Source organism: Geodermatophilus sp. CPCC 206100, assembly GCF_048569675.1.
In the GTDB taxonomy this organism is placed as follows: domain Bacteria; phylum Actinomycetota; class Actinomycetes; order Mycobacteriales; family Geodermatophilaceae; genus Geodermatophilus.
This window is the reverse complement of sequence record NZ_JAQISV010000008.1, coordinates 1-21035: the sequence shown is the minus strand read 5'-3', so window position 1 is coordinate 21035 and position 21035 is coordinate 1. Positions and strand designations below refer to the sequence as shown.

The window sequence follows — 21035 nt, the reverse complement described above, 5'->3', positions numbered from 1 at the left end:
CCGGTCCCGCCTCCGCTTCTGGCCCCCTGCAGGGGCCCGCCGCGAGCTCGCGAGCGGTGGGGGGCAGGGGGTCCTTCGTCAGGCGTCGGCGAGCGCGGTGAGCAGACCGAGCTGCTGCGCCTTGACCACGGCCTCCAGCTGCGAGCGGACGCCGAGCTTGGTGTGCAGCGACTTGACGTAGCCCCGGCAGGTCTCCGGCGTGATGCCGAGGACCCGCGCGATCGTCTTCACCTGCATCCCCTGGCCCAGGCAGTCGAGCACCTCCTGCTCGCGGCGGGTGAGCTGGGGGAGGGGCGCGCTGCTCGGGCGCGGGGCGACCGACGGCGTCGCGGCGAAGGTGGACGGCGCCACCAGCATCTGGCCTGGCTGCACCCGCGACAGCACGTCGATCATCTCGGCCAGCGAGCCGTCCTTGGGGATGAACGCCGAGGCGCCGGCCTGGGTGGCCCGCACGACCCAGTCGGGGTCGCGGTGCGCGGTGACGACGGCGACGACGGCGTCCGGAGCGACCTCGCGCAGCCGGCGGGTGGCGGTGAGTCCGTCCTGTCGCGGCATCTCGATGTCCATGACGACGATGTCGGGCTGCAGGTCTTGCGCCATGGCGACCGCCTGGGCCGCGGAGTGCGCCGTCCCCAGCACCTCCATCCCGGCGGCGGACAGCGCACCGGACAGCAGCTCGGCGAAGGTGCGGTGGTCGTCGACGACCAGGACGCGGGGCGGGTCGACGTCCGGCAATCGGCCGAACTGCGCGAGTGACAACGGGTCTCCCCCGGGTCAGGGCCCCCCGCTGTTGGAGAGCGCGACCATGGGACCCGGGCGGACGGCCCGGCCGCCAGGGGGCCTGGCGAAGTCCTGACGAAGGTCCCTGCCCTGCATGACGTGGCCCCGGGAGTGTCGCGACAGAACGTGACGAGACCGTGCCGTTCCGCCTGAGGGCGCGTCGGTGGCCGGACCTTCTGTCGAGCACGGGCGACCCGGCAGACTGCGTGCACCGGCCGCGCGGCCGGGTGGCGGCAGGAGGCTCGGATGACCCCAGCGGGAGCGCCGCGGTGACCGCCGGCGCAGCCACCCGCCAGTCCACGCCGGGCGGGTGGCGGCTGTTCGCCCGCGTGGCGCCGCTGCGCAGCCGGCTGCGTTCCGAGGCCGGCAGCGCGGGCCTGCTGCTGGTGGCCACGGTGGTCGCGCTCGCCTGGGCGAACTCGCCGCTGGGGGACACCTACGAGGCGTTCTGGCACACCGAGTTCGCCGTCCGCATCGGGTCGACCGAGCTCGCCCTGGACCTGCAGCACTGGGTCAACGACGGCCTGATGGTGTTCTTCTTCTTCGTCGTCGGCCTGGAGATCAAGCGCGAGCTGGTCATGGGCGAGCTCACCGACCGCCGGCGGGCCGCGGTCCCCGCGCTGGCCGCGGTCACCGGGCTGGCGGTGCCCGCGCTGGTCTTCCTGCTGTTCAACCTCGGCGACGAGGCCGTCTCGGCGTGGGGCGTGGTGATCTCCACCGACACCGCGTTCCTGCTCGGGGTCCTGGCCCTGGTCGGGCCGGCCTGTCCGGCTCCGCTGCGGCTGTTCCTGCTCACCCTGGCCATCGCCGACGACGTCGGCGCGCTCACCGTGATCGCGCTCTTCTACACCGAGGACCTCGCGCTGGGCCCGCTGGTCGTGGCCCTGGTCGGGCTGGCGCTCATGGTCGGGCTCCGCTTCCTCCGGGTCTGGCGCGGCCCGGCCTACCTCGTCCTCGCCCTCGCGGTGTGGGTGGCGATGTACGAGTCCGGCGTCCACCCCACGCTGGCCGGGGTGGTCATCGCGCTGTTCACCCCCGCCTACCCCGCGCGCCGGGAGGAGGTGGCCGACGCCGCCCGCCGCACCCGGGCCTACCAGCAGTCGCCGAACGCCCAGTTCGCCCGCGCTGCCCGGCTCAGCATCGACCGGTCGGTGTCGGCCAGCGAGCGGCTGCAGCAGCTGTGGCAGCCGTGGACCAGCTTCGTCATCGTCCCGGTGTTCGCGCTGGCCAACGCCGGGGTCGCGCTGACCACGGAGACGCTGCGGGCCGCGGTGTCCTCCCCGGTGACGATCGGCGTCGTCGCCGGCCTGGTCCTGGGCAAGCTGGCCGGCATCCTGCTGGGCACCGGGCTGGCCGTGCGCTTCCGCCTCGGCGAGCTGGCGCCGGGCCTGACCGGCTGGCAGCTGGCCGGCGGCGCGGCGCTGTCAGGCATCGGCTTCACCATCTCCCTGTTCATCGTCGACCTCGCGCTCGACGACGAACGGCTGGCCGACCAGGCCCGCGTCGGCGTGCTGGCCGCGTCGGTGCTCGCCGCCCTGCTCGGCTGGGGGCTGTTCCGGCTGGCCGACCGGCTGCGCCCGCCCGGGACCGGCGGCCGTCCGGCGCGACTGGACCCGCCGGTGGACCCGGCCCGCGACCACGTGCGGGGGCCGGTCGACGCGCCGCTCACCCTCGTGGAGTACGGCGACTTCGAGTGCCCGTTCTGCGGGCGGGCCACCGGCGCGGTCGAGGAGCTGCGGGAGCTGCTCGGCGACCGGCTGCGCTACGTCTTCCGGCACGTCCCGCTGGTGGACCTGCACCCGCACGCCCGGCTCGCCGCCGAGGCCGCGGAGGGCGCCGCCGCCCAGGGCCGGTTCTGGGAGATGCACGACCGGATGTTCGCCGCCCAGGACCGGCTCACCGCCACCGACCTGCTCGACCACGCCGAGGCGATCGGTCTGGACGTGCAGCGCTTCGCCCGCGACCTCGGGTCCGCCCGCAACGCCCGCCGGGTCGAGGAGGACGTCGAGTCGGCGGAGGCCAGCGGGGTGGAGGGCACGCCGACCTTCTTCGTCAACGGCCTCCGGCACACCGGGCCCTACGACGCCGACACCCTCGCCGCCGCGCTGCTCGCCACCGCCGACGGGGCGGCGCCGCCGCCGGGCGCCGGGAACGGCCCACCGTCCGCCGCGGTGCTCCCCGCGCTGGGCCCGCGCCGTCCCGAGCCGCGCCCCGTGGTCGCCGGGGCGCCCCAGCCGCTGCCGCCCGACCTCCCCGAGACCCCCGACCGGGACGGCGCCTATCCGCGGCTGTCCGACGAGCAGCTGGCCCTCCTGGAGCGGTCGGGCACCCGGCGCCGGTACGCGGCCGGCGAGACCGTCTTCCGGGAGGGCGATCCCGGGTACGACTTCGCCGTCGTCCTCTCCGGCGCGGTGGCGATGGTGGAGGACGCCGGCCGCGAGGGGCAGCGGGTGATCGCCGTCCACGGCCCGCGGCGCTTCCTCGGCGAGCTCGACCTGTTCAGCGACCACCCGGTCTCGCTGACGGCGGTCGTCCTGCGCCCCGGCGAGGTGCTGTCGGTGCCCGACGACCGGATGCGGCAGGTCTTCGGCGCCGACCACCCGTTCAAGGAGACGGTGCTCCGGGCGTTCCTGCTGCGCCGGTCCATGCTGCTGGAGCTGGCCGCCGACCTGCGCATCGTCGGGCGCTCGGGCTCCGCGGACAGCCGCCGGCTGCAGGAGTTCGCCCGCAGCAACCGGTTGGCCGCCGTCTTCGTCGACCTCGACGGCAGCGAGGACGGTGCGGCGATGCTCGGCGAGCTCGGCGTGTCCGAGGCCGACCTGCCCGTCGTCGTCTGGCGGCAGGGGCAGGTGCTGCGCAACCCGACCGACGCCGAGGTCGCCGCGGCCGTCGACGCCCGGGACTGACGCCGGTCAGCCGCAGGCGGTGGCGACATCGTCGACCAGCTCGGCGGTCGCTGCCACGGCGGCGGTGAGCTGGTCCGCGCCGGTGCCGAGCGCGGCTAGGACCCCCGCGGCCCGGACGGCGAACCCCGCGGGCGCGCCGGGCAGCGCCCCGGCCGCGGCGACCGCCCCCTTCTCGTTGACCAGCCAGCGGCCGGCCGCGCCGTGCAGGGCGTGGGCGCACAGCCCGACGGCGCGGAACAGGCAGCCGGCCACGTAGGCGGTGTCGCCCCGCGGCGCGGCCTTGCCGGCGATCTGCACGGTGAACCGCGCCTCGGCCAGCCGGGCGACCAGCGCCCGCCCCAGTGCCGGCGGGTACGCCGCGGTCTCCCGCTGCAGCGCGGCGGCCTCGCCGGACGGGTCGGCCAGCAGCACGCCCAGCGCCAGCTCGCCCGCGTAGGCGGCGTCCAGGAAGCCGAGCGGGTGGCCGACCTGGGCGGCGAAGGCGAACCGGCCCGCCCGGGCGTTCCGCCAGGCGGCCGCCACCCGGTCCAGGTCGCGGTAGATCCAGTCCAGGGGCAGGCCGCCCAACTGCAGCCACGCGCCGCCGTCCACCCACGGGCCCCACGCGCCGGGCGCGGTCACCTGCGCGTCCGGGCCGCAGACGTCGCGGGCCAGCGCTTCGAGCGCGGGCACGTCCAGCGGAGGGCGGTAGTACAGGCCGAGGTCGACGTCGGAGTCGGGCGCGGCCGCACCGCGGGCCCGGCTGCCGCCCAGCGTGACCGCCACGACGCCGGGCACCTCCACCAACCGCCCCGCCAGCGCGCGGACCCGCGTCGGGAGGTCGCCGGGCAGGGCGGCGACGGGGTCGGGCGCCGGAGAGGAGGCGCGCGGCGCCACCGGTCAGCCGCTCCGGCCGGGCCGCCCACCGCGGGCGGGCCGGCGTTCCGGCGGTGCCGGCCACTGGACCACCCAGGTCCCGCCCACCGGGAGCCCGGCCCAGTCGGCCGCCGCCGCGCGCAGCGCCTCGACCGCCGCCGAGAGCCTCGCCTCCGGGACGCCGGCCGCGGCGCGCTGGGACGGGAGGACCTCCGCGCCCCGCGCCAGGCGCGCCACCAGGTCGGCCAGGGCCTCGGCGTGCTGCACCGCCGACGCGCGCTCCCGCTTGAGCCGCGCCGAGCGGTCGGCGGCGTGCGGAGGCCGCCGGCCGGACACGTGCCGCATGCTGCCCCACACGACGCCGTCGGCCACGCAGCCCCAGACCCCGTCCGGGACGCGCAGCTCGGCCTCGACGAGCGCGTGCACCAGGTCGTGCGGCAGGTCGGCGCCGCCGCCGGCACCGCGCATGGCGAACACGACGCCGTCGTCGCGCTCGACCAGCGTCTCCACCGGCCGGCGGTCGGCGATCCGGGTGAAGGTCATGCGCACGGGTGCATCGTCGGCCGCCGGTCAACCGCTTTCCGCGGCCGGGCGCGGGGTCGCGGCGGGGAGCCCCGGCCGAGGCTCCCCGCCGGGCGCTCAGCGCTGGGCGAGGTAGGCCGCCGCGGTCTCCCGCAGCCGGTCGTGCACGCCGTCGGCGGCGACGGCCCCGCCCAGGTACCGCTTGGCCAGCTTGGCGAGCATCGTGTAGTTGGTGTCGACGACGTTGCCCGCGGGCGCCAGGCCGGCCTGGCTGACCAGCTGGTAGGCGTCCATCGGGTCCCAGCCGGCCAGCCCGCCCGCCCAGCTCACGAGGTCGTGCTGGCTGATGCGGAAGGCGTCCTCCAGCGGCCGCACCGAGCCGGTCGACATGAGGAACTCGTCGCTCTCCAGCCGCGGCCAGGCCGGGGCGCCGCCCTTGACCAGGTCGACGACGACGACCGTGCGCATCGCGGCCTCGACCGCGGTGCCGCAGACCTCGCCCTCGCCCTGGCGGCAGTGCCCGTCACCGAGGGACAGCAGCCCGCCGCGGACGTTGACGCCGAAGTAGAGCGTCGTCCCGGCCCGGGCCTCGGGGGTGTCCATGTTCCCGCCGTGCGCGCCGGGCGTGATGCTGGCGAAGACCTCCCCGCCGGCCGGCGCGACGCCGATGGTGCCGTGCATCGGGTCCAGCGGGAGCTCGACCTCCGGGCCGCCGCGGCGCGGGCGGAACAGGCAGGTGCCCCGCTCGCGGTCGACCTCGTAGACCCAGACCAGCTCCTCGAGGGCCTCGTGCAGCATCGCCGTCGAGTGGGTGGTGGTGAGCGCTCCGAAGTGCGGGAACGTCGTCGACACCGCCCAGTCGCGCACCGGCGCGATCTCCACGAGGTGCACCGCCAGGGTGTCGCCGGGCTCGGCGCCCTCGACGGCGATCGGCCCGGTGACCGGGTTGAGGTACGGGAACTCGCACACCCGGCTGGGCAGGTCGTCGATCCCGCGCACCCGGCCGCCGAAGCAGTCCTCGGTGGTCAGCTCGACGACCGTGCCCGGCGCGACGGTCACCAGCGGCTCGGCGCCGCCGAAGGTGTAGCGCAGCTGGTCGGCGCGCGGCTCTACGGTCACGACCTCCAGGGCCGCGGTCACCGGCCCTCCTCCGCGCGCAGCACCGGCTTGCGCCCGGTGGCCAGCAGGAAGACCAGCAGGGCGGCGCCGATGGCGAGCCACCAGAAGCCGAGCGTCTGTGCGGCGACCTGGGCGTTGTAGATGACGTAGGCCAGGATCGCGAAGCCGAGGACCGGCACGGCCAGGTGCAGCCACCAGTTGCAGCTCTTCTGCCGGACCACGTAGTGGACGACGACCGACACGTGCAGCAGCAGGAACGCCGACAGCGCGCCGAAGTTGACCAGCGTCGACAGCAGCGTGATGCCGTCCTCGCGCGTCGTCATGTACCAGCCGAGGGCCAGCGAGATGACCGCCACCAGGAGGGTGGCGTTGACCGGGACCCGTCGGGTCGGGTGCACCTTGGCGAGGAAACCCGGCAGCTGCCGGTCCCGGGCCATGGCGAACAGCAGCCGCGAGGTGGCCGCCTGAGCGACCAGCGAGTTGGCGAAGCCCCACGCGATCGCGGTCGCGATCGCGGTCAGCGTGCCCAGCCAGGCCCCGCCGGCGACCTCGGCGGCGTCGTAGAACGCCGTCCCCGCGGCGTCGCCCTCGGCGATGAGGGTGTCCGGGTCGGGCACCAGCAGCGCCGCGACCCAGGTCTGGACGATGAACAGCGTCCCGGCCAGGGCCAGCGCGGCGATCATCGCCTTGCCGATCGAGCGGGCCGACTCGCGGTTCTCCTCGGCCAGGGTGGAGATGCCGTCGAAGCCGAGGAAGCTCAGCACCGCGATCGACACGGCGCCGAAGACCAGTTCCAGCGAGAACGTGTCGCTGTTGTAGATCGGGGTGAAGTCGAAGCCGCGGCCCTCACCGGAGGCCAGCGCGACGACGCCGATGACGAGGAAGATCGCCAGGACGATGAGCTCGGCGACCAGCATGATCTTGTTCACCCGCGCGGTGAACTCGATGCCGAACCAGTTGACGACGGTGTTGAGGACGACGAAGCCGATGAGCCAGACCAGGACCGGCACCGACGACCAGATGGAGTTCATGGCGATCGCGGCGATGAGGTACAGCAGCGCCGGGACCAGCACGTAGTCGAGCAGGATCATCCAGCCGGCGAGGAAGCCGACCGGCTGGGCGATGCCGCGCCCGGCGTAGGTGTAGACCGAGCCGGCCATCGGGAAGGCCCGCGACATCTGCGAGTACGAGGCCGCGGTGAAGGCCATGGCCAGGCCGCCGACGGCGTAGGCGAGCGCGACCATGCCGCCGGAGGCCTGGAAGACGCCGCCGAAGATGCCGAACGGCGCGATGGGCACCATGAAGATCAGGCCGTAGACCAGCAGGTCGGTGAAGCTCAGCGAGCGCTTGAGCTCCTGCTGGTAGCCGAACGCCTCGACGCCCGGCTCGCCGGTCGCGGGGATGGGTCCCCGCGCGGCGCCGGGGACCGGGCCGCCCGGGTCGCCGGCGGTGTTCCTGGTGGTGCGGGGCTCGCTCACGGCCACTCCTCTCCCTCCGGCGCGGGGCCGGGCGGGGAGAGAGTAGGCCGCAGTTGTTTCCAGATGGAAGCAACCCCGTTCAGCCGGTGCGCACCTCGCGGAAGGTGAGCCCGTCGGCACGGGCCAGCCGCGGGGCGGCGGGGGGCGGGGGAGGCCCCGCCGGGGCGACCGGCAGCCGGACGGCCAGCCGGACGCCGTCGTAGAGGCCACGGGCGTAGGCGCAGACGACCGGCGCGCTCGGACCGGCCCGCCGGGCGTGCCGCTCCTGCAGGTCCAGCTGACCCTCGTCCGCCGTTCCGTCGACGGCGGCGAAGGAGGGCATGCAGGCGAACAGCTCGCCGGTGCGGTCGCCGCCGACGGCGTAGAGCCCGTTCTCCTCCAGCGCCCCCGACAGCCGCACCACCCGGCGGTCGAGCCCGGCCCGGGTGAACTCCCGGTTGAACGCCACCAGGTCCCGGCCGACGAGGCTGAGCAGGACGGCGTCGGCCCGGGTGCGCCGGAGCAGGTCGACCATCGCCCCGGGGTCGGTCGGACCGAAGGGCACCAGCAGCTCGCCGACGACGTCGGCCCCCAGCCCGCGCAGCACCGACGCCGCCGCCCGGTGCACCGCCTGCGGCCAGACGTAGTCGTTGCCGACCAGCGCCCAGCGGCGGGCGCGGCGGTGGCGCACCAGCCAGGCCAGCGCGGCGGCGTGCTGCCGGCGCGGGGAGCAGCCGATCCGCAGCACCCCCCGGCGCTGGCGACCGCCCTCGTGCGGCGGGGTGAAGACGTAGGGCACCAGGCCACCGAGGGCGGCCTCCAGTGCGCGGTGCACGTCGCTGGTGTGGAACCCGACCAGGACGTCGATCGCCCCGGCCTCGTGCAGCGCCGCGGCCTCCGCCGCGACGACCTCCGGAGCCCGTCCGGAGTCGACGGTGACCAGCTCGACCGCCCGGCCGCGGACGCCGCCGCCGGCGTTGGTCTCGTCCACCGCGAGCCCGGCGAGGTCCAGTGCGGAGGGGCCGGTCATCGCCAGGGGCCCCGACAGCGGCACGGCCAGGCCGACGCGGACGACGTCCGGCGGGCGCGGACCGACCAGCGCCGCCCAGGCGTCTCGCGGTCCGGTCGGCTCGTGCACCCGCTGAGTATGGTGCGGCCATGGTCGTCGAGCAGCAGGCGAGCCGCGCGGGCACCGATCGCGCCGCCTCGCTGGTGGAGCTGCTGACCGTGGCCCAGCGCCGCGTGGCCCGCGGCGTGGCGGGGGCGCTGGCCGAGGACGGCGCGACCCTCGACGTCTTCCGGCTGATGCGCTGCCTGGCCGCCGGGCCGGGGCGGTCGATGGGGGAGCTGGGCGTCGCGCTGTCGCTGCCGGCCCCCACCCTGACCCGGCTCGTCGACGGGCTGGTCGACGGCGCGGAGGCCTACCGGCTGCCCGACCCCGACGACGGCCGCCGGGTCCGGGTGCACCTCTCGGCCCGCGGGCGCACCCGGCTGGCCCGGCTGGAGGCGCTGGTGCGGGCGCACGAGGACGGCCTGGCGGCCGTGCTGGGCGCCGACCGCGTCGCCGCCCTCGCCCGCGCGCTGACCGGCTTCGAGCCGGCCTGACCCTCAGTCGGTGCTGGGCGGCAGCAGCCGCGGCATGAACACCTCGTCGATCGGGCGCGGCCCGACGTACTGCCGGCAGGTGCACGGCACCCACTGGTGACCCGACCAGCGGCCCCGCTTGTCGAAGGTGTCCCGGCGCAGCTCGGCGTAGCAGGTGTTGGTCTCGGTGTCGTGCTGGCTGAGCGTGTGGCCGCAGCCGCACAGCGGGGCGGGCAGCGCCGGAGCGGCGGCCGCCCGGGTCCGCCGGCTCAGCCGGCCGCTCAGGAAGCCGACGCCGAGCAGCACCGCACCGACGATCAGGCTGACAGGTTCCACCGGTGCGCTCCTCCCGCGTCGTGCCCTCCCGACGGTAACGCGGGAGGCGGCGCTCCGGTCACCCGCCGTCGGACTTCTTCCCCCGGCCGCTGACGGCGTCGCGCAGGTGGTCCAGGAGGCTGGCGACCGGGCCGGCCACCGCCCGCACCGCGCCCTCGTTGGGCGTCAGGGGGTGTGCCCGCGTCGGCGCGATGGCCTTCACCCGCTCGACGTCCGCCGCCATCTGCACCAGCTCGTCGCGGCCGAACGTCGCGCGGAGCTCGGTGAACATCCGGGACTCCTCGTGCTCGACGTGGGAGCGGATCTCGCGGATCAGCGTCTGCACCTCGGTGTCGAACTGCGGATCGTCGGGGTCCATCCGCTCGAGCCGCTTCATGGTCTCCTCGGCCTCGGCGTGCTCGTGCTTGGCGTGCTCGGCCTCCTCCCGGTCCACCTGCTCGAGCACCCGGGGGTAGACCCGGGTCTCCTCGGCCACCGAGTGCTTGACCAGGCCGATCGTCACCTCGTCGACCAGTTCCCGCTTGCGCTGCAGGTCCTCCGGTCCGGTGCGCCCCAGCAGGCCCTCCAGCTGGGTGAAGATGCGGTCGAACTCGCGGTGGTCGGCGGTGAGCAGCTCCACCACGTCGCGCTGGGTCTGGGTCACGGCTGTCCTCCTCGGTCCGGCGTCCTCCCGGCTTTCCCCGGCGCGCCAGGCGGCACACCCCCGTTCCGCTTTCCCCGGCCGGGTTGTTTCGAGCGTGTGATCACGGGCACAGGGAGACCGTGGAGTCCTACGCCGTGGGTTTCGCCCGCCCCGACCGCTGGTCGCCGGGCCGGCCGACCGAGCAGCGGCACCCGTGGCACGCCGTCGAGGCGCACCGCCCGCCGGCCGAGCTGGACGGCGAGGTCGAGCTGGCCGCCTGCGGCGCGATCGTGCAGGTGTGGGGGTCGCAGGACTGGGGGCGCGTGGGCGCCGGCCGCACCGCCTGCCCCGAGTGCCGCCGGCTGACCGGCGTCGGCCAGGCGCTCAGCGCCGTCGGCTGACCGCCGCGACCCTCCCGCCGCCGGTCAGCCGCGCTCGGGACGGCGGCCGCTGATCGCCGAGAGGCCGGTGATCTCACGGCCGACGATGAGCGACTGCACCGAGTCGGTGCCCTCGAACGTGAAGACCGCCTCCATGTCCGCGTGGTGGCGGGCCACGTGGTGCTCGAGGAGGATCCCGTCGCCGCCCAGGATGTCGCGGGCGTCGGCGACGATGGCCCGGGCCTTGGCGGCGTGGTTCATCTTCGCCAGGGACGCCATGGCCGCGGTCATGCGACCGGCGTCGGCGAGCGTGGACAGCCGCCAGCACATGAGCTGCATGGCGGTGATCTCGGCCAGCATCCGCGCGAGCTTGTCCTGCACCAGCTGGTACCCGGCGATGGGGGAGCCGAACTGCTCCCGGCGCAGCGCGTGGGCCAGCGCCAGCTCGTAGGACGCCGTCGCCAGCCCGAGCGCGCGCCAGGCGACGGTGTACCGGGTCCGGTCGAGGACGGCGGAGACGTCCCGGAACGAGGCGCAGTGGGCCAGCCGGTTCTCCGCCGGCACCCGGACGCCGGTCAGGGTGATCTCGGCCTGCCAGACCGCCCGCAGCGCCGTCTTGCCGGTCATGATGGTGGCCTGGAAGCCCGGCGTCCCCTGGTCGACGACGTATCCGCCCACGGCGCCGTCCTCGCCTCGGGCCCAGACCAGCACGTGGTCGGCGATCGTCCCGTTGCCGATCCACTTCTTCTGGCCGTCGAGCACGTAGCAGTCGCCGTCGCGGCGGGCGGAGGTCTCCAGGGCGACCGCGTCGGAGCCGTGCCGCGGCTCGGTGAGGGCGAAGGCGCCGATGCGCTCCATCCGCGCCATGGCCGGCAACCAGCGCTGCCGCTGCTCCTCCGAGCCCAGCAGCGCGATCGACTGCATCGCCAGGAAGCTGTGCACGCCGTAGAAGGTGCCGATGCTGCCGTCGGCCCGCGCCCACTCCGCGGCCACCAGCCCGGCCGCGACGGCGCTCATCCCGGGGGAGCCGTAGCCCTGCACGGTGCCGCCGGCGATGCCGAGCTCGGCGATCCGCGGCACCAGCTCGAACGGGAACTCGGCGCGCTCCCAGTACTCGTTGATCCGCGGGGTCACCTCGCGCGCGCAGAACGCGCGCACCCGGTCGCGCAGCTCGATCTCCTCGGGCCGGAGGAGCTCGTCCAGGGCGTAGAAGTCGGGGCTGGTCCCACTCACCGGGCGGACGCTACGGCGGGGGCGACCGGGCCGCGCGGCGGGGCGGCGCCGCGGCCGCGCGGGGTCGGCTAGGTTGCCCCGGGTCGCCGTCGGGGAGGTCGGGTGCCGTTCTTCATCGCGCGGGTCGCGCGGCTGCTGCGCCTGCGGCTGCGCGGCTGGCGGCTGCCGCTCGCCGTCGCCGTCGTCGTGTTCCTCAGCAGCTGGCTGGCGATGGCGCTGGTGGAGCCGGCCGGCAGCGACATCGCCGACCCCGGCACGTACTGGTGGTACTTCGCCGTCACCTCGGCGACGGTCGGCTACGGCGACGTCTTCCCGGAGACGCTGGGCGGCCGGCTGGTCGGCGCGTACGTCATCGTCGGCGGCATCGTCACGCTCACCCTGCTCTTCACCTCGCTGGCCGCCGCGCTGCAGTCGGTGAAGGGCAAGAGAATGAGGGGGCTGGTCACCCTGGACCTCGCCGGACACGTCGTCCTGCTCGGGTACGCGCCCGGCCGCTCCGCGCGGATCATCGGCGAGCTCGCCGACGAGCGCGGCGTGCAGGTGGTGCTGTGCGCCTGGGACGAGGTCACCGAGGACCCGCTGCCCGAGCTGCCGGACGTCGGGTTCGTGCGCGGGGACCTGACGTCGGAGGACGTCATGCGGCGGGCGGCGGTCGACCGTGCCCGGACGGCGGTGGTCGACGTCCGCGACGACAACGAGGCGCTGGCCGTCGCGCTGGCCGTGGCCCACGCCAACCCCGGCATCCACCTGGTCGTGGCGCTGCGCGACCTGGGCCGGCTCGGGACGCTGCGCTACGTCCACCCCGAGGTGCAGGCGGTGCAGTGGCACATGCCGTTCCTGCTCACCGAGGAGGCCAACGACCCGGGCATCGCGCAGGTCTACAACGACCTGATGACCAGCGGCGGGCACGGCAACACCTACTCCACGCGGGTGCCGGCCGGCTTCCCGCACGCCACGTTCGGCGAGTGCCAGACGTGGTTCGGCCGCACGTTCGGGGCCACCGTGCTCGCCCTGCGCGGCGAGGGCGGGCTGGTGGTGAGCCCGGGCTGGGACACGCCTGTGCCGGAGGGCTCGACGCTGTACTACGTCGCCGGACGCCGCATCGAGCCCGGCCGGTTGCGGCCGGCCCGCTGAGCGGTCAGGCTCCGAGCAGTCCCCGCAGGTACGCCGCCTGCCCGAGGTGCTGCAGGTCGTCGGAGAGCACGCTGACCAGCCGGACGCCGAGGGTCACCGGCGGGTCCCACCGGGTGTCGACGACGCGGTCGAGGTCGTCGTCGGAGAGCCCGCTCAGGAACTCCGCCGTCCGGGCGGAGACCGCCTCGGCGTAGCCGAGCAGCAGGTCGGCGGAGGGCACGCGGACGGCGGCGACCTCCGCGCTGCTCATCCCGTAGCCGGTGGCGGCGTCGTCGACCGGGAGTCCGAACCGGCCGGCCCAGCCGTCGGCGGTCCACACCTGCTCGGTGCCGGCGACGTCGGCCACGTGGTCGTCCTGCACGCGCAGCAGGTGCCAGGCCAGCCAGCCGATGGGGTTGGCGTCCGGCGCCACCTGGCGGGCCAGGTCGTCGGCGCCGAGCCCCTCGACGGTGCCGCGGAAGGTCTCGGCGATCTGGTCGTAGGCGTAGCGGAGGAGGTCCCGGCTCTGCACGGGGGCCTCCGCTACGAGGGCGAGCCGGGGCGGTCGGCCGCCGGCTCGCTCTGGGCCTCGAGGTCGGCGGCCTGCTCGGGGGTCGCCTGCTCGAGCGCGATGTCCCGCGGCTGCGGCCGCTCCTCGTCCGGGGTGGTCATGCCGCGAGCGTGCCGCAGTTCGGCCGGCGGCGCCGCTCCTGGCTCAGAACCAGCCGAGGGCGTACCCGGCGAGGGCGACCAGGCCGCCGATCGCCGCGAGCACGAGCAGCAGCGTCACGAGGACCGGGACGACCACCCAGCGGCGCTTGAACCGCCGGCGCCGCGGCGTCGACCCGGCGACCGGCGCCGGCTGCCGGGGAGCCGGTCGCGGGGCCGGCTCCCGGCCGGCGCCGGCGGCCACCACGGACGGCTCCGGCGGGTGGGCGGCGCTGCCGCGCCGTTCCCGTCGCCGCTCGCGCAGGTAGCGTGCCTGGTCGCGGGCGTCCCGGGCCACCGTGCCCAGGGCGGTGGCCGACGCCGCGGCCAGGGCCTTGAGGTCGTCGGCGTCGAACCGCGCCACCCGGCTGCCGTCGGCGGCGGCGGAGGGCGGCGAGGCGGGGGCCGGGGTGCGGGCCGGCGGCGTCCAGGGCTGGTCGACACCGGCACCGGCCAGCGCCTCCTCCAGCATCCGGCGGGCCTGCTCGGCCGTGGCGCGGTGGGCGGGGTCCTTGGTCAGCAGCCCGCGCAGCACCGGTTCGAGCGGACCGGCGTGGGTCGGCGGCGCCGGCTCCTCGGTGACCACGGCCATCAGGGTGGCCATCGGCTCGCCGCGGGAGAACGCCAGCCGGCCCTCGACGGCCGTGTAGAGCGTCGCGCCCAGCGACCACAGGTCCACCGGCGGCTGCGGCTGCTCGCCGTTGGCCCGCTCGGGGGCCATGTAGGACGGCGAGCCGATGATGGCGCCGGTCGTGGTGATCGTGGGGTCGCCCGTGGCGGTGGCGATCCCGAAGTCGGTGAGGCAGGCCCGCCCGTCGGGGGCGACCAGGACGTTGGCCGGCTTGACGTCGCGGTGCACGATCCCGGCGCGGTGGGCGGCCTCCAGGCCCGCGAGCACGTCGAGCGCGATCCGGGCCACCGCCGCCCAGGGCAGCGGCCCCTGCTTGTCGACGATCTGCTGCAGGCTGCACGACTCCACGTGCTCCATGACCAGCCAGGGCCGGTCGTCCTCCTCGACGACGTCGTAGACGGCGGTCACGCACGGGTGGTCGAGGCGGGCGGCGGTGCGGGCCTCGCGCAGCGTGCGCTCCCGCAGCACCCGGCGCTCCTCCTCCGACAGGTGCAGCGCGAAGGTGACCTCCTTGACGGCGACCGGCCGCTGCAGCTTCTCGTCGGTGGCCAGCCACACGACGCCCATGCCGCCGCGGCCCAGCACCTCGCGCAGGGTGTAGCGGCCGCCGACCCGGCGGTCGGGCGGCGCGGGCTGCGCGGGCTGCGCCGGCTGCGCGGTCATGGGCGGACGGTACGCCGCGGGAGGCGGCTGCGCGGCCCCGAGCGGGCTCCCGTGCGGCCCGGCCGGCTCTGCGTGGGGGCGCCTACGAGGGGTCGCCCAGCCACCGCCGCAGCACCTCGTCCTCGCGGCGCAGCACGACCAGCGCCAGCTGGCGGACGGCGGCCTCGACCTGCCGGCCGACCAGCGGCGCGTCGACCTCCGCCTCGCCGGTGACCGTCGACCGGGTGCCGTCGGCGGTCGCGGCCAGCCGCCGCTCGCCGCGGACCACCGCCGTCCGCCCGAACACCTGGGCGCCGACGTGCACGACGCCGGAGTGCCCGCCGTCGGAGCCGGCGGTCCAGGTGCGCCGGTCCACGACGGCCACCTCGCGGCCGACGAAGCGGCTGAACACCGGGGGGATGCCGGTGGTGGGCGCCAGCAGCCGGACGGTCGTCTCGGGTCCGTCGTCCTGCTCGGTGCTCTCGATGCTCTCCAGCCGGGCGCCCAGCGCGGTCACGCAGTCGCGCAGGAACCCCTCGTCGGTCAGGACGGCGAGGACGTCGTCGGGGCCGGCCGGGAACGTGGCGGTGTGGTCGATGGACACGCCGCATCCTGCGCCGCCGCGGCGCGGCCCGCCCGTCGGGGCGATCCGGGACCCCGTCGCCGGTGCGCGGAACGCTGCTCCGGGGTCACATCCGGCGGCTGAGGACCGCGAACGCGATCGCGCCGACCGCGACCTCGGCGAACAGCAGCAGGGCCAGCACCACCTCCACCGCGGCGCCGAACCCGATCGCCACCGCCGCGACCCCGGTCAGCGGCAGGGCGAGCAGGCCGAGGACGGCGAGGGCGCGGGTGAGGAGGGCGTCGTCCCGCTCGTCGCCGGCCTGGGTCCACGCCCGCTCGAACGTGGTCGCGCGGTCCGGACGCCGGCGCACCCGCCACCCCATGACGGCCGCGGCGACCAGCCCCACCGCGCCGCCCTGCAGCACACCGAGCCCCATGTCCCCGGGGCCGTGCTCGCGCAGCAGCAGCCCGGTGGCCAGGACGAGGGCCACCGCGGCGAGGACGGCGCCGACGGCCAGCGGCGTCCGCGTGCGGGTGCGTCCATCGGTCGGCATGGCGGATCTCCTCGGGGAGCGCGGGGTGGTCAAGCGACCTTGACACGACAAGGGTGCTTGACACCGGAGCGACGTGTCAAGGGTGCTTGTCCCCGCGGCGGGTCGAGGCGGGCACGGCCCGCACGGGTCACCGCGCGGCGTAGTCCTCCGCCAGGCGGGCGAAGCCCTCCGCCAGGCTCACCTGCGGCCGCCACCCGAGAGCGGCCCGCGTGCGGCGCTGGTCGAACCAGTGCGCGGTGCCGAGCTGGCCGGCGAGGAAGCGGGTCAGGGGCGGTGTCGTGCTCCGCCGGGTCACCGCCCACGCCGCCTCGCAGACCGCGCCCGCCAGCCAGGCCGCGGGGAGCGGCACGGAGCGGGTCGGCTCCGGGACCCCGGCCGCCCGGCACAGCCGGGCGATCACCTCGCCGACCGGTCGCGGCTCGCCGTTGCTGACCACCAGCGCCTCGCCGTGCACCGGTCCGCACGCGTGGACGGCGGCGACGAGCGCGGCCGCGGCGTTGTCGACGTAGGTCGTGTCGACGAGGGCCCCGCCGGTCCCGACCACCGGCAGCCGTCCGGCGCGGGCGCGCGCCACGATCCGTTCGACCAGCTGGGGATCGCCGGGGCCCCACACCAGGTGCGGGCGGACGGCGAGCACCGCCAGCGCCGCCGAGTCCGCGGCGAGCGCCTCCCGCTCGGCCACGGCCTTGGAGCGGGAGTAGTGCCCCCGCGCCCGCGCCGGGTCGGCCGGGTCGGCTCCGGCGCCGGTCAGCGCGGCTCCGGCGTGGGCGACCGACGGCGAGGAGACGTGCACGAGCCGGGCGACGCCGGCGGTCCGGCAGGCCGCGACCACGGTGCGGGTGCCCTCGATGTTGGCCCGTGCGTAGTCGGACCAGGGGCCGGTGACGTCGACCTTGGCGGCCAGGTGCAGCACGGCGTCCTGCCCGCGGACCGCGCGGGCCACCGCGGCCGGGTCGGCGACGTCGCCCAGCACCTCGCGGCAGGGGAGCCCGGCCGGCCGGCGCTGCAGCACCGTCACCTCGTCGCCGCCGGCGAGCAGCGCCTGGGCCGTGGCCCGCCCGAGCATCCCGCTGGCCCCGGTCACCAGGATCCTCACGGGGCCGGCGTCCGCCCTCGGCGCAGGGACGTGCGGGCGCCGGCGAGGAACCGGGCGGCGGTGCGGGCGACCTCGGCCCGGTCGACCTTCGACTGGTGCCGGACGTCGACCGGGAGCCGGCGGGCGACGAGGACCGCGGCCACGTCGATCCCGGCGGCGGCGCGGACGGCGTCGGCGAGGTCCGGCGGGGCCACCGCCATCCGGGCCCGGCGCTCGGTCCCGGACAGGACGACGACGACCGCCACGACCTGGGCGCCCGGCGGGCCGACCCCGACGGCGGCCGCCGCGGCGACCCCGTCCAGCGCCTCGACCCGCTGCTCGATCCCGACCGGCGTCACCGGGCCGGCGGCGGTGGTGACCACGTGCGGCAGCCGGCCCTCCACCCAGAGCCGGCCCTGCGCGTCGAGGTGGCCGACGTCGCCCGTGCGGTGCCAGCCCGGGTTCCTCGCGGCCGCCCGCTCGGTGGCCCAGAGGGCGTCGTAGCGGTCCTTCACGTGCGCGGCGCGCACGCAGACCTCACCGGGAACGTCGGGCTGTGCCGTCAGCGGGGCGTCCGCGCCGCCGCGCTCGTCCAGCGGGCTCACGCGGACCTCGACCCCGGGCAGGGGCCGGCCGACGCAGACCCCCTCGCCGGGGCCGGCGGCCGCGACCTCGGTCGCGGAGACGTCGGTGACCGGCAGGGCCTCGGTCATCCCGTACGGCGTGTGCGCCTCGGCCTCCGGCAGCACCGAGCGCAGCGCGTCGAGCAGGGCGGCCGGCACGGGCGCGCCGGCCGACATGACCAGCCGGACGCCGCGCAGGGCGGCCCGCTGGGCGTCGGTCAGGTCGGCGGCGGTGGCCACCACCCGGCGCAGCGCGGCGGGGGAGGCGAAGACGACGGTCCCGTCGACGGCGGCGACGGCGTCGGCCAGGGCGGGCGCGGTCAGGGAGCCCGGCGCGGTGACGTCCACGTCGGGCACCGCCGAGCCGATGCCCAGCCCGGGGCCGAGGATCGCGAACGGCGCGAAGGCGGCCACCAGCCGGTCCTCGGCCGCCAGGCGGTACGTCGACCGCACCAGCTCCAGCTGGGCGGCGGCCTGCCGCCGGGTGTAGACGACACCCTTGGCCGGGCCGGTGGCGCCGGAGGTGAACAGGACCGCGCAGTCGCCGTCGCCCGGCGGGGCGGCCGGAGGCCCGGCGGAGCGGCCGAGGCGCTCCAGCTCGTCGAGGGTGTGCGTCACGCCCAGGGCGCGGCGCGCGGCCGGGGCCGGCCGCCCCGTTCCCATCCGGGTGCCGGGCAGGCCCATGAGGCGGGCGGCGGCCAGCCCGCGGGGGCTGCCGATGACGGAGTCGACCGCCGCGCTGCGCAGGGCGCGGCGCATCCCGGCGAGGCCCAGCCCCTTGTCCGCCACCACGATCACCGCGCCGGCCCGCCACACGGCGTAGACGGCGGCGGTGAGGTCGGCCGAGGGCTCCACGAGGAGCGCGACCCGGGAGCCGGCGCGCACCCCCGCGGCGGTCAGCCCGGCGGCGAGGTCCTCGACGCGGCGGTGCAGGTCGGCCCAGCTCACCGTGCGCCCGCCGACCTCGACGATCGCGGGGGAGAGGTCCGCGGCGCGCTCGGCGAGCGCCGCCCAGAGCGGCCGGGGGCCGTCCGACTCCGTGCCGGGGCGGTTCCGCGGCGGCCGGCCGGCACCCAGGTCGGCCACCCAGCGGCCGACCACCTCGGCGTACTGCGGCGCGTCCTCGGGGAGCAGGTGGGAGGCGCCCTCGTAGCGGTGCAGGTCCGCGTGCGGCAGCCGGTCGCGCAGGTCGGCGAGGTAGCGCTCGCCGAAGACCGGGTCGCGCGGGCCCCACAGCAGCAGGGCGGGGACGTCCAGCGCCCGGATGCCCTCCGCGATCTCCGCCTGCGCGGGCCGGGACGGGTGCCCGGCGGCGAAGGGGATGTCGGCGACGAAGTCGCCCACCGAGCGCCGGCGGGACGCGGACCGGTACGGGGCGGCGAAGGCCCGGCGCACCTCGGCCGGCAGCGCCGGCCGGGACAGCGCCGTCGTCGCGCGGACGAAGACCGGCGTGCCGACCGTGACCGTGGCCCGGACGCCCGGAGCGTTCGCCAGGCGGATGAGGGCCGGCCCGCGGTCGCCGTCGGGCATGGCCACCGCGGTGTTGGCGAGGACGACGCCGCGCAGGTCCGCCCGGTGCTGCAGGGCCCAGCCCAGCGAGATGATGCCGCCCCAGTCGTGCCCGACGGTGACCACCGGACCGGTCAGGTCCAGCGCGGCCGTGAGGTCCCCGAGGTCGGCGACCCGCTGCCGCAGCGAGCGCGGCCCGGGCAGCCGCTCGGACCAGCCCATGCCGAGCTGGTCCGGCGCGATCACCCGCCAGCCGGCCGGCGGATCGGCCACGAGCCGGCGCCACAGGTAGGACCAGGTGGGGTTGCCGTGCACGCACAGCAGCGTCCCGACCGGGTTCTGCACCCCGTTGTCCAGGACGTGCCACGAGTGCTCGACGCCGGCCGCGTCGGCGACGGTCAGCCGGCGCGACCACGCCGGGTCCAGGCCGGGGAGCGCCGGCGGGGCGGACGTCGCCTCGTGCGCCGTCACCACTCGATCTCGAGGCAGGCCGCGTTGAGGCCCGAGCCGATCCCCATGAGCAGGACGCGGTCGCCGTCGGTCAGCGAGTCCTGCTCGCCGGCCAGCGTGAAGGGGACCGACGCCGGCCCGAGGTTGCCGCGGGTGGGGAAGGTCCTCGGAACGAGGTCGGGGTCGACCGAGAAGCGGTCGCACATCGCCTGGGTGTGCACCTTGGAGACCTGGTGCATGACGTAGCGGTCCATGCCCCGCGCCCAGTCGAAGGACTCCGCCGCCTCGTGCCACATGTCCATCGACAGTGCCAGCCCGGCGTCCAGGAGGCCCTTGAGGTCGGTGTGCATCTCGTCGTTGTCGCCGGTGCACAGCTCGTGGTGCTCGGTGCCCGCCCGGCTCACCGAGCCGACCATGCGGTGTCCCTCGGGGTGCCGGTCGGCCCGGCCGAGGACCATCGCCACCGCGCCGGACCCCAGCGTCAGGGTGGCGAACTGCGACAGCACGTCGCGCGCCACGGTCTCGGGGCGGTTCAGCCGCTCGATGGTCTTCTCCTGGACGACCTGGCAGTTCTCCCCGTTGACGATGAGGGCGTGGTCGATGCGGCCGGCGTCGATCATCGCCGCGGCCAGCTCCATCCCGTTCACGAAGCCGAGGCAGGCGTTGGTGACGTCGAAGTTCTGGCAGGACCGGGGCAGGCCCAGCGCGTGGTGCACCGCCACGGCGGTCGAGGGCTCCAGGTAGCGGCGGCTGACCGAGGTGTTGATCATCAGGCCGATGTCCCCGGGGTCGACGCCGCTCTCGCTGATGGCCTTGGCTCCGGCCGTGGCGGCGCCGTCGATGAAGGTGACCCCCTCGCTCCACCAGCGGCGCTCCCGGATGCCGGCGAGCCGCTCGAGCAGTCCGGGACGCAGCCCCACCCGCCGGTAGGTGTCGGCGAGCTGGTCGTCCAGCGCGTCCGAGGTCACCACCTGCGTGGCGTCCACCGTCTGGACGGCCAGGACGGCCGTGTTGGTGAAGTGGTGTGCTGCGTTTCCGCTCATGCCAGGGATCCAGTCTTCGGGAGGGCCCGCCGGGGACGAGCGTGCAAGCCTAAGGCGGCGGCACGTACCCGACCCACGCGGCGGTATTCCCGTGCCGCGGACGGGCCCGTCCGAGTGGTCGGCGTCCGCGTGCCCGACGCGCGGCGGGGGCCCGGGGCCGTGTCGGCCCCGGACCCCCGCCCGCGAGGATCAGCGGCGGTCGGTCCGGGTGGTGTCGTCGAACTCGACCTGCTCCTTGCGGACGTCGGCGGAGACGGTCTCGGTGTCGGTCACCGTCTCGGTGTCCAGGCGCACGCGCTCGACGGGCACGGCCTCCTTGGCCACGACGG

At 76.3% G+C, this 21035-nt stretch carries 22 protein-coding genes; 4 read left to right on the top strand and 18 right to left on the bottom strand.

All coding sequences use genetic code 11. The features are described from left to right. Positions 1-78: 78 nt before the first annotated feature. Positions 79-759: a response regulator gene (locus PGN05_RS04205; protein ID WP_419751269.1), complete on the bottom strand. Its 681-nt coding sequence runs from the start codon at positions 757-759 to the stop codon at positions 79-81. A gap of 290 nt (positions 760-1049) precedes the next feature. Here PGN05_RS04205 and nhaA point away from each other — a divergent pair, with 290 nt between their 5' ends. After that, entirely contained in the window at positions 1050-3686 is a 2637-nt protein-coding gene (gene nhaA, locus PGN05_RS04200) for a Na+/H+ antiporter NhaA (RefSeq protein ID WP_419751268.1), read from the top strand. 6 nt (positions 3687-3692) lie between these two features. On the opposite strand, the gene PGN05_RS04195 is transcribed toward nhaA, so the two are convergent. The 5 genes from PGN05_RS04195 to PGN05_RS04175 all read right to left on the bottom strand — a co-directional run bounded on the left by PGN05_RS04195 (position 3693) and on the right by PGN05_RS04175 (position 8777). After that, positions 3693-4562 carry a nucleotidyltransferase domain-containing protein gene (locus PGN05_RS04195; RefSeq protein WP_419751267.1) on the bottom strand — a complete coding sequence of 290 codons (870 nt, stop codon included), beginning with the start codon at positions 4560-4562 and terminating at the stop codon, positions 3693-3695. A gap of 3 nt (positions 4563-4565) precedes the next feature. Next, the gene (locus PGN05_RS04190; protein ID WP_419751266.1) at positions 4566-5090 is read right to left on the bottom strand and encodes a hypothetical protein; all 525 of its coding nucleotides are present in this window, start codon (positions 5088-5090) and stop codon (positions 4566-4568) included. Between the two features lie 90 nt (positions 5091-5180). After that, a complete protein-coding gene (locus tag PGN05_RS04185) occupies positions 5181-6203 on the bottom strand; it encodes an acetamidase/formamidase family protein (RefSeq protein ID WP_419751265.1) in 1023 nt (340 codons plus the stop codon). Further along, the gene (locus PGN05_RS04180) at positions 6200-7660 is read right to left on the bottom strand and encodes an APC family permease (RefSeq protein WP_419751264.1); all 1461 of its coding nucleotides are present in this window, start codon (positions 7658-7660) and stop codon (positions 6200-6202) included. Before PGN05_RS04180 ends, PGN05_RS04185 begins: the two co-directional genes overlap by 4 nt. Before the next feature lie 79 nt (positions 7661-7739). Then, positions 7740-8777: an ABC transporter substrate-binding protein gene (locus PGN05_RS04175; protein ID WP_419751263.1), complete on the bottom strand. Its 1038-nt coding sequence runs from the start codon at positions 8775-8777 to the stop codon at positions 7740-7742. A 20-nt stretch (positions 8778-8797) separates the two neighbouring features. Here PGN05_RS04175 and PGN05_RS04170 point away from each other — a divergent pair, with 20 nt between their 5' ends. Then, positions 8798-9244, top strand: a complete 447-nt coding sequence (locus tag PGN05_RS04170) for a MarR family winged helix-turn-helix transcriptional regulator (RefSeq protein WP_419751262.1) — start codon at positions 8798-8800, stop codon at positions 9242-9244. 3 nt (positions 9245-9247) lie between these two features. Here the strand turns inward: PGN05_RS04170 and PGN05_RS04165 are convergent, their stop codons facing one another. Beyond that, positions 9248-9559 (bottom strand): hypothetical protein, encoded by a 312-nt coding sequence (locus tag PGN05_RS04165; protein ID WP_419751261.1) that lies wholly within the window; start codon positions 9557-9559, stop codon positions 9248-9250. A gap of 58 nt (positions 9560-9617) precedes the next feature. Beyond that, the gene (locus tag PGN05_RS04160) at positions 9618-10202 is read right to left on the bottom strand and encodes a hemerythrin domain-containing protein (RefSeq protein ID WP_419751260.1); all 585 of its coding nucleotides are present in this window, start codon (positions 10200-10202) and stop codon (positions 9618-9620) included. Positions 10203-10321: 119 nt separating this feature from the next. Here PGN05_RS04160 and PGN05_RS04155 point away from each other — a divergent pair, with 119 nt between their 5' ends. Beyond that, positions 10322-10582 carry a hypothetical protein gene (locus PGN05_RS04155; protein WP_419751259.1) on the top strand — a complete coding sequence of 87 codons (261 nt, stop codon included), beginning with the start codon at positions 10322-10324 and terminating at the stop codon, positions 10580-10582. Positions 10583-10606: 24 nt separating this feature from the next. Here the strand turns inward: PGN05_RS04155 and PGN05_RS04150 are convergent, their stop codons facing one another. After that, the gene (locus PGN05_RS04150) at positions 10607-11794 is read right to left on the bottom strand and encodes an acyl-CoA dehydrogenase family protein (protein WP_419751258.1); all 1188 of its coding nucleotides are present in this window, start codon (positions 11792-11794) and stop codon (positions 10607-10609) included. 102 nt (positions 11795-11896) lie between these two features. Between PGN05_RS04150 and PGN05_RS04145 the strand changes: the two genes are divergently transcribed. Continuing rightward, a complete protein-coding gene (locus PGN05_RS04145; RefSeq protein WP_419751257.1) occupies positions 11897-12928 on the top strand; it encodes an ion channel in 1032 nt (343 codons plus the stop codon). A 4-nt stretch (positions 12929-12932) separates the two neighbouring features. Here PGN05_RS04145 and PGN05_RS04140 read toward each other — a convergent pair whose 3' ends face one another. From PGN05_RS04140 to PGN05_RS04100, 9 genes are all read right to left on the bottom strand, one after another. Further along, on the bottom strand, positions 12933-13439 hold the full coding sequence (locus PGN05_RS04140) for a mycothiol transferase (protein WP_419751256.1): 507 nt from the start codon (positions 13437-13439) through the stop codon (positions 12933-12935). 11 nt (positions 13440-13450) lie between these two features. After that, entirely contained in the window at positions 13451-13579 is a 129-nt protein-coding gene (locus tag PGN05_RS04135; protein WP_419751255.1) for a hypothetical protein, read from the bottom strand. Positions 13580-13622: 43 nt separating this feature from the next. Then, positions 13623-14909: a serine/threonine-protein kinase gene (locus tag PGN05_RS04130; protein ID WP_419751254.1), complete on the bottom strand. Its 1287-nt coding sequence runs from the start codon at positions 14907-14909 to the stop codon at positions 13623-13625. 82 nt (positions 14910-14991) lie between these two features. Continuing rightward, entirely contained in the window at positions 14992-15492 is a 501-nt protein-coding gene (locus PGN05_RS04125; protein ID WP_419751253.1) for a DUF2505 domain-containing protein, read from the bottom strand. 85 nt (positions 15493-15577) lie between these two features. Then, positions 15578-16006: a hypothetical protein gene (locus PGN05_RS04120; protein WP_419751252.1), complete on the bottom strand. Its 429-nt coding sequence runs from the start codon at positions 16004-16006 to the stop codon at positions 15578-15580. 127 nt (positions 16007-16133) lie between these two features. Next, a complete protein-coding gene (locus PGN05_RS04115; RefSeq protein WP_419751251.1) occupies positions 16134-17090 on the bottom strand; it encodes an NAD-dependent epimerase/dehydratase family protein in 957 nt (318 codons plus the stop codon). Between the two features lie 8 nt (positions 17091-17098). Then, positions 17099-19684 carry an alpha/beta fold hydrolase gene (locus PGN05_RS04110; protein ID WP_419751250.1) on the bottom strand — a complete coding sequence of 862 codons (2586 nt, stop codon included), beginning with the start codon at positions 19682-19684 and terminating at the stop codon, positions 17099-17101. Then, positions 19681-20706: a 3-oxoacyl-ACP synthase III gene (locus tag PGN05_RS04105; RefSeq protein ID WP_419751249.1), complete on the bottom strand. Its 1026-nt coding sequence runs from the start codon at positions 20704-20706 to the stop codon at positions 19681-19683. The genes PGN05_RS04110 and PGN05_RS04105 overlap by 4 nt, the downstream gene beginning before the upstream one ends. A 189-nt stretch (positions 20707-20895) precedes the next feature. Continuing rightward, positions 20896-21030, bottom strand: coding sequence for a DUF2382 domain-containing protein (locus PGN05_RS04100; protein WP_419751444.1), 135 nt, complete (start codon positions 21028-21030; stop codon positions 20896-20898). Positions 21031-21035 lie beyond the last annotated feature (5 nt).

Bases quoted from the DNA above. Each gene is read 5' to 3' on its own strand.
- PGN05_RS04120 (WP_419751252.1), bottom strand. From the start codon at position 16,006: ATGCCGACCGATGGACGCACCCGCACGCGGACGCCGCTGGCCGTCGGC.
- PGN05_RS04105 (WP_419751249.1), bottom strand. From the start codon at position 20,706: ATGAGCGGAAACGCAGCACACCACTTCACCAACACGGCCGTCCTGGCC.
- PGN05_RS04135 (WP_419751255.1), bottom strand. From the start codon at position 13,579: ATGACCACCCCGGACGAGGAGCGGCCGCAGCCGCGGGACATCGCGCTC.
- PGN05_RS04130 (WP_419751254.1), bottom strand. From the start codon at position 14,909: ATGACCGCGCAGCCGGCGCAGCCCGCGCAGCCCGCGCCGCCCGACCGC.
- PGN05_RS04170 (WP_419751262.1), top strand. From the start codon at position 8,798: ATGGTCGTCGAGCAGCAGGCGAGCCGCGCGGGCACCGATCGCGCCGCC.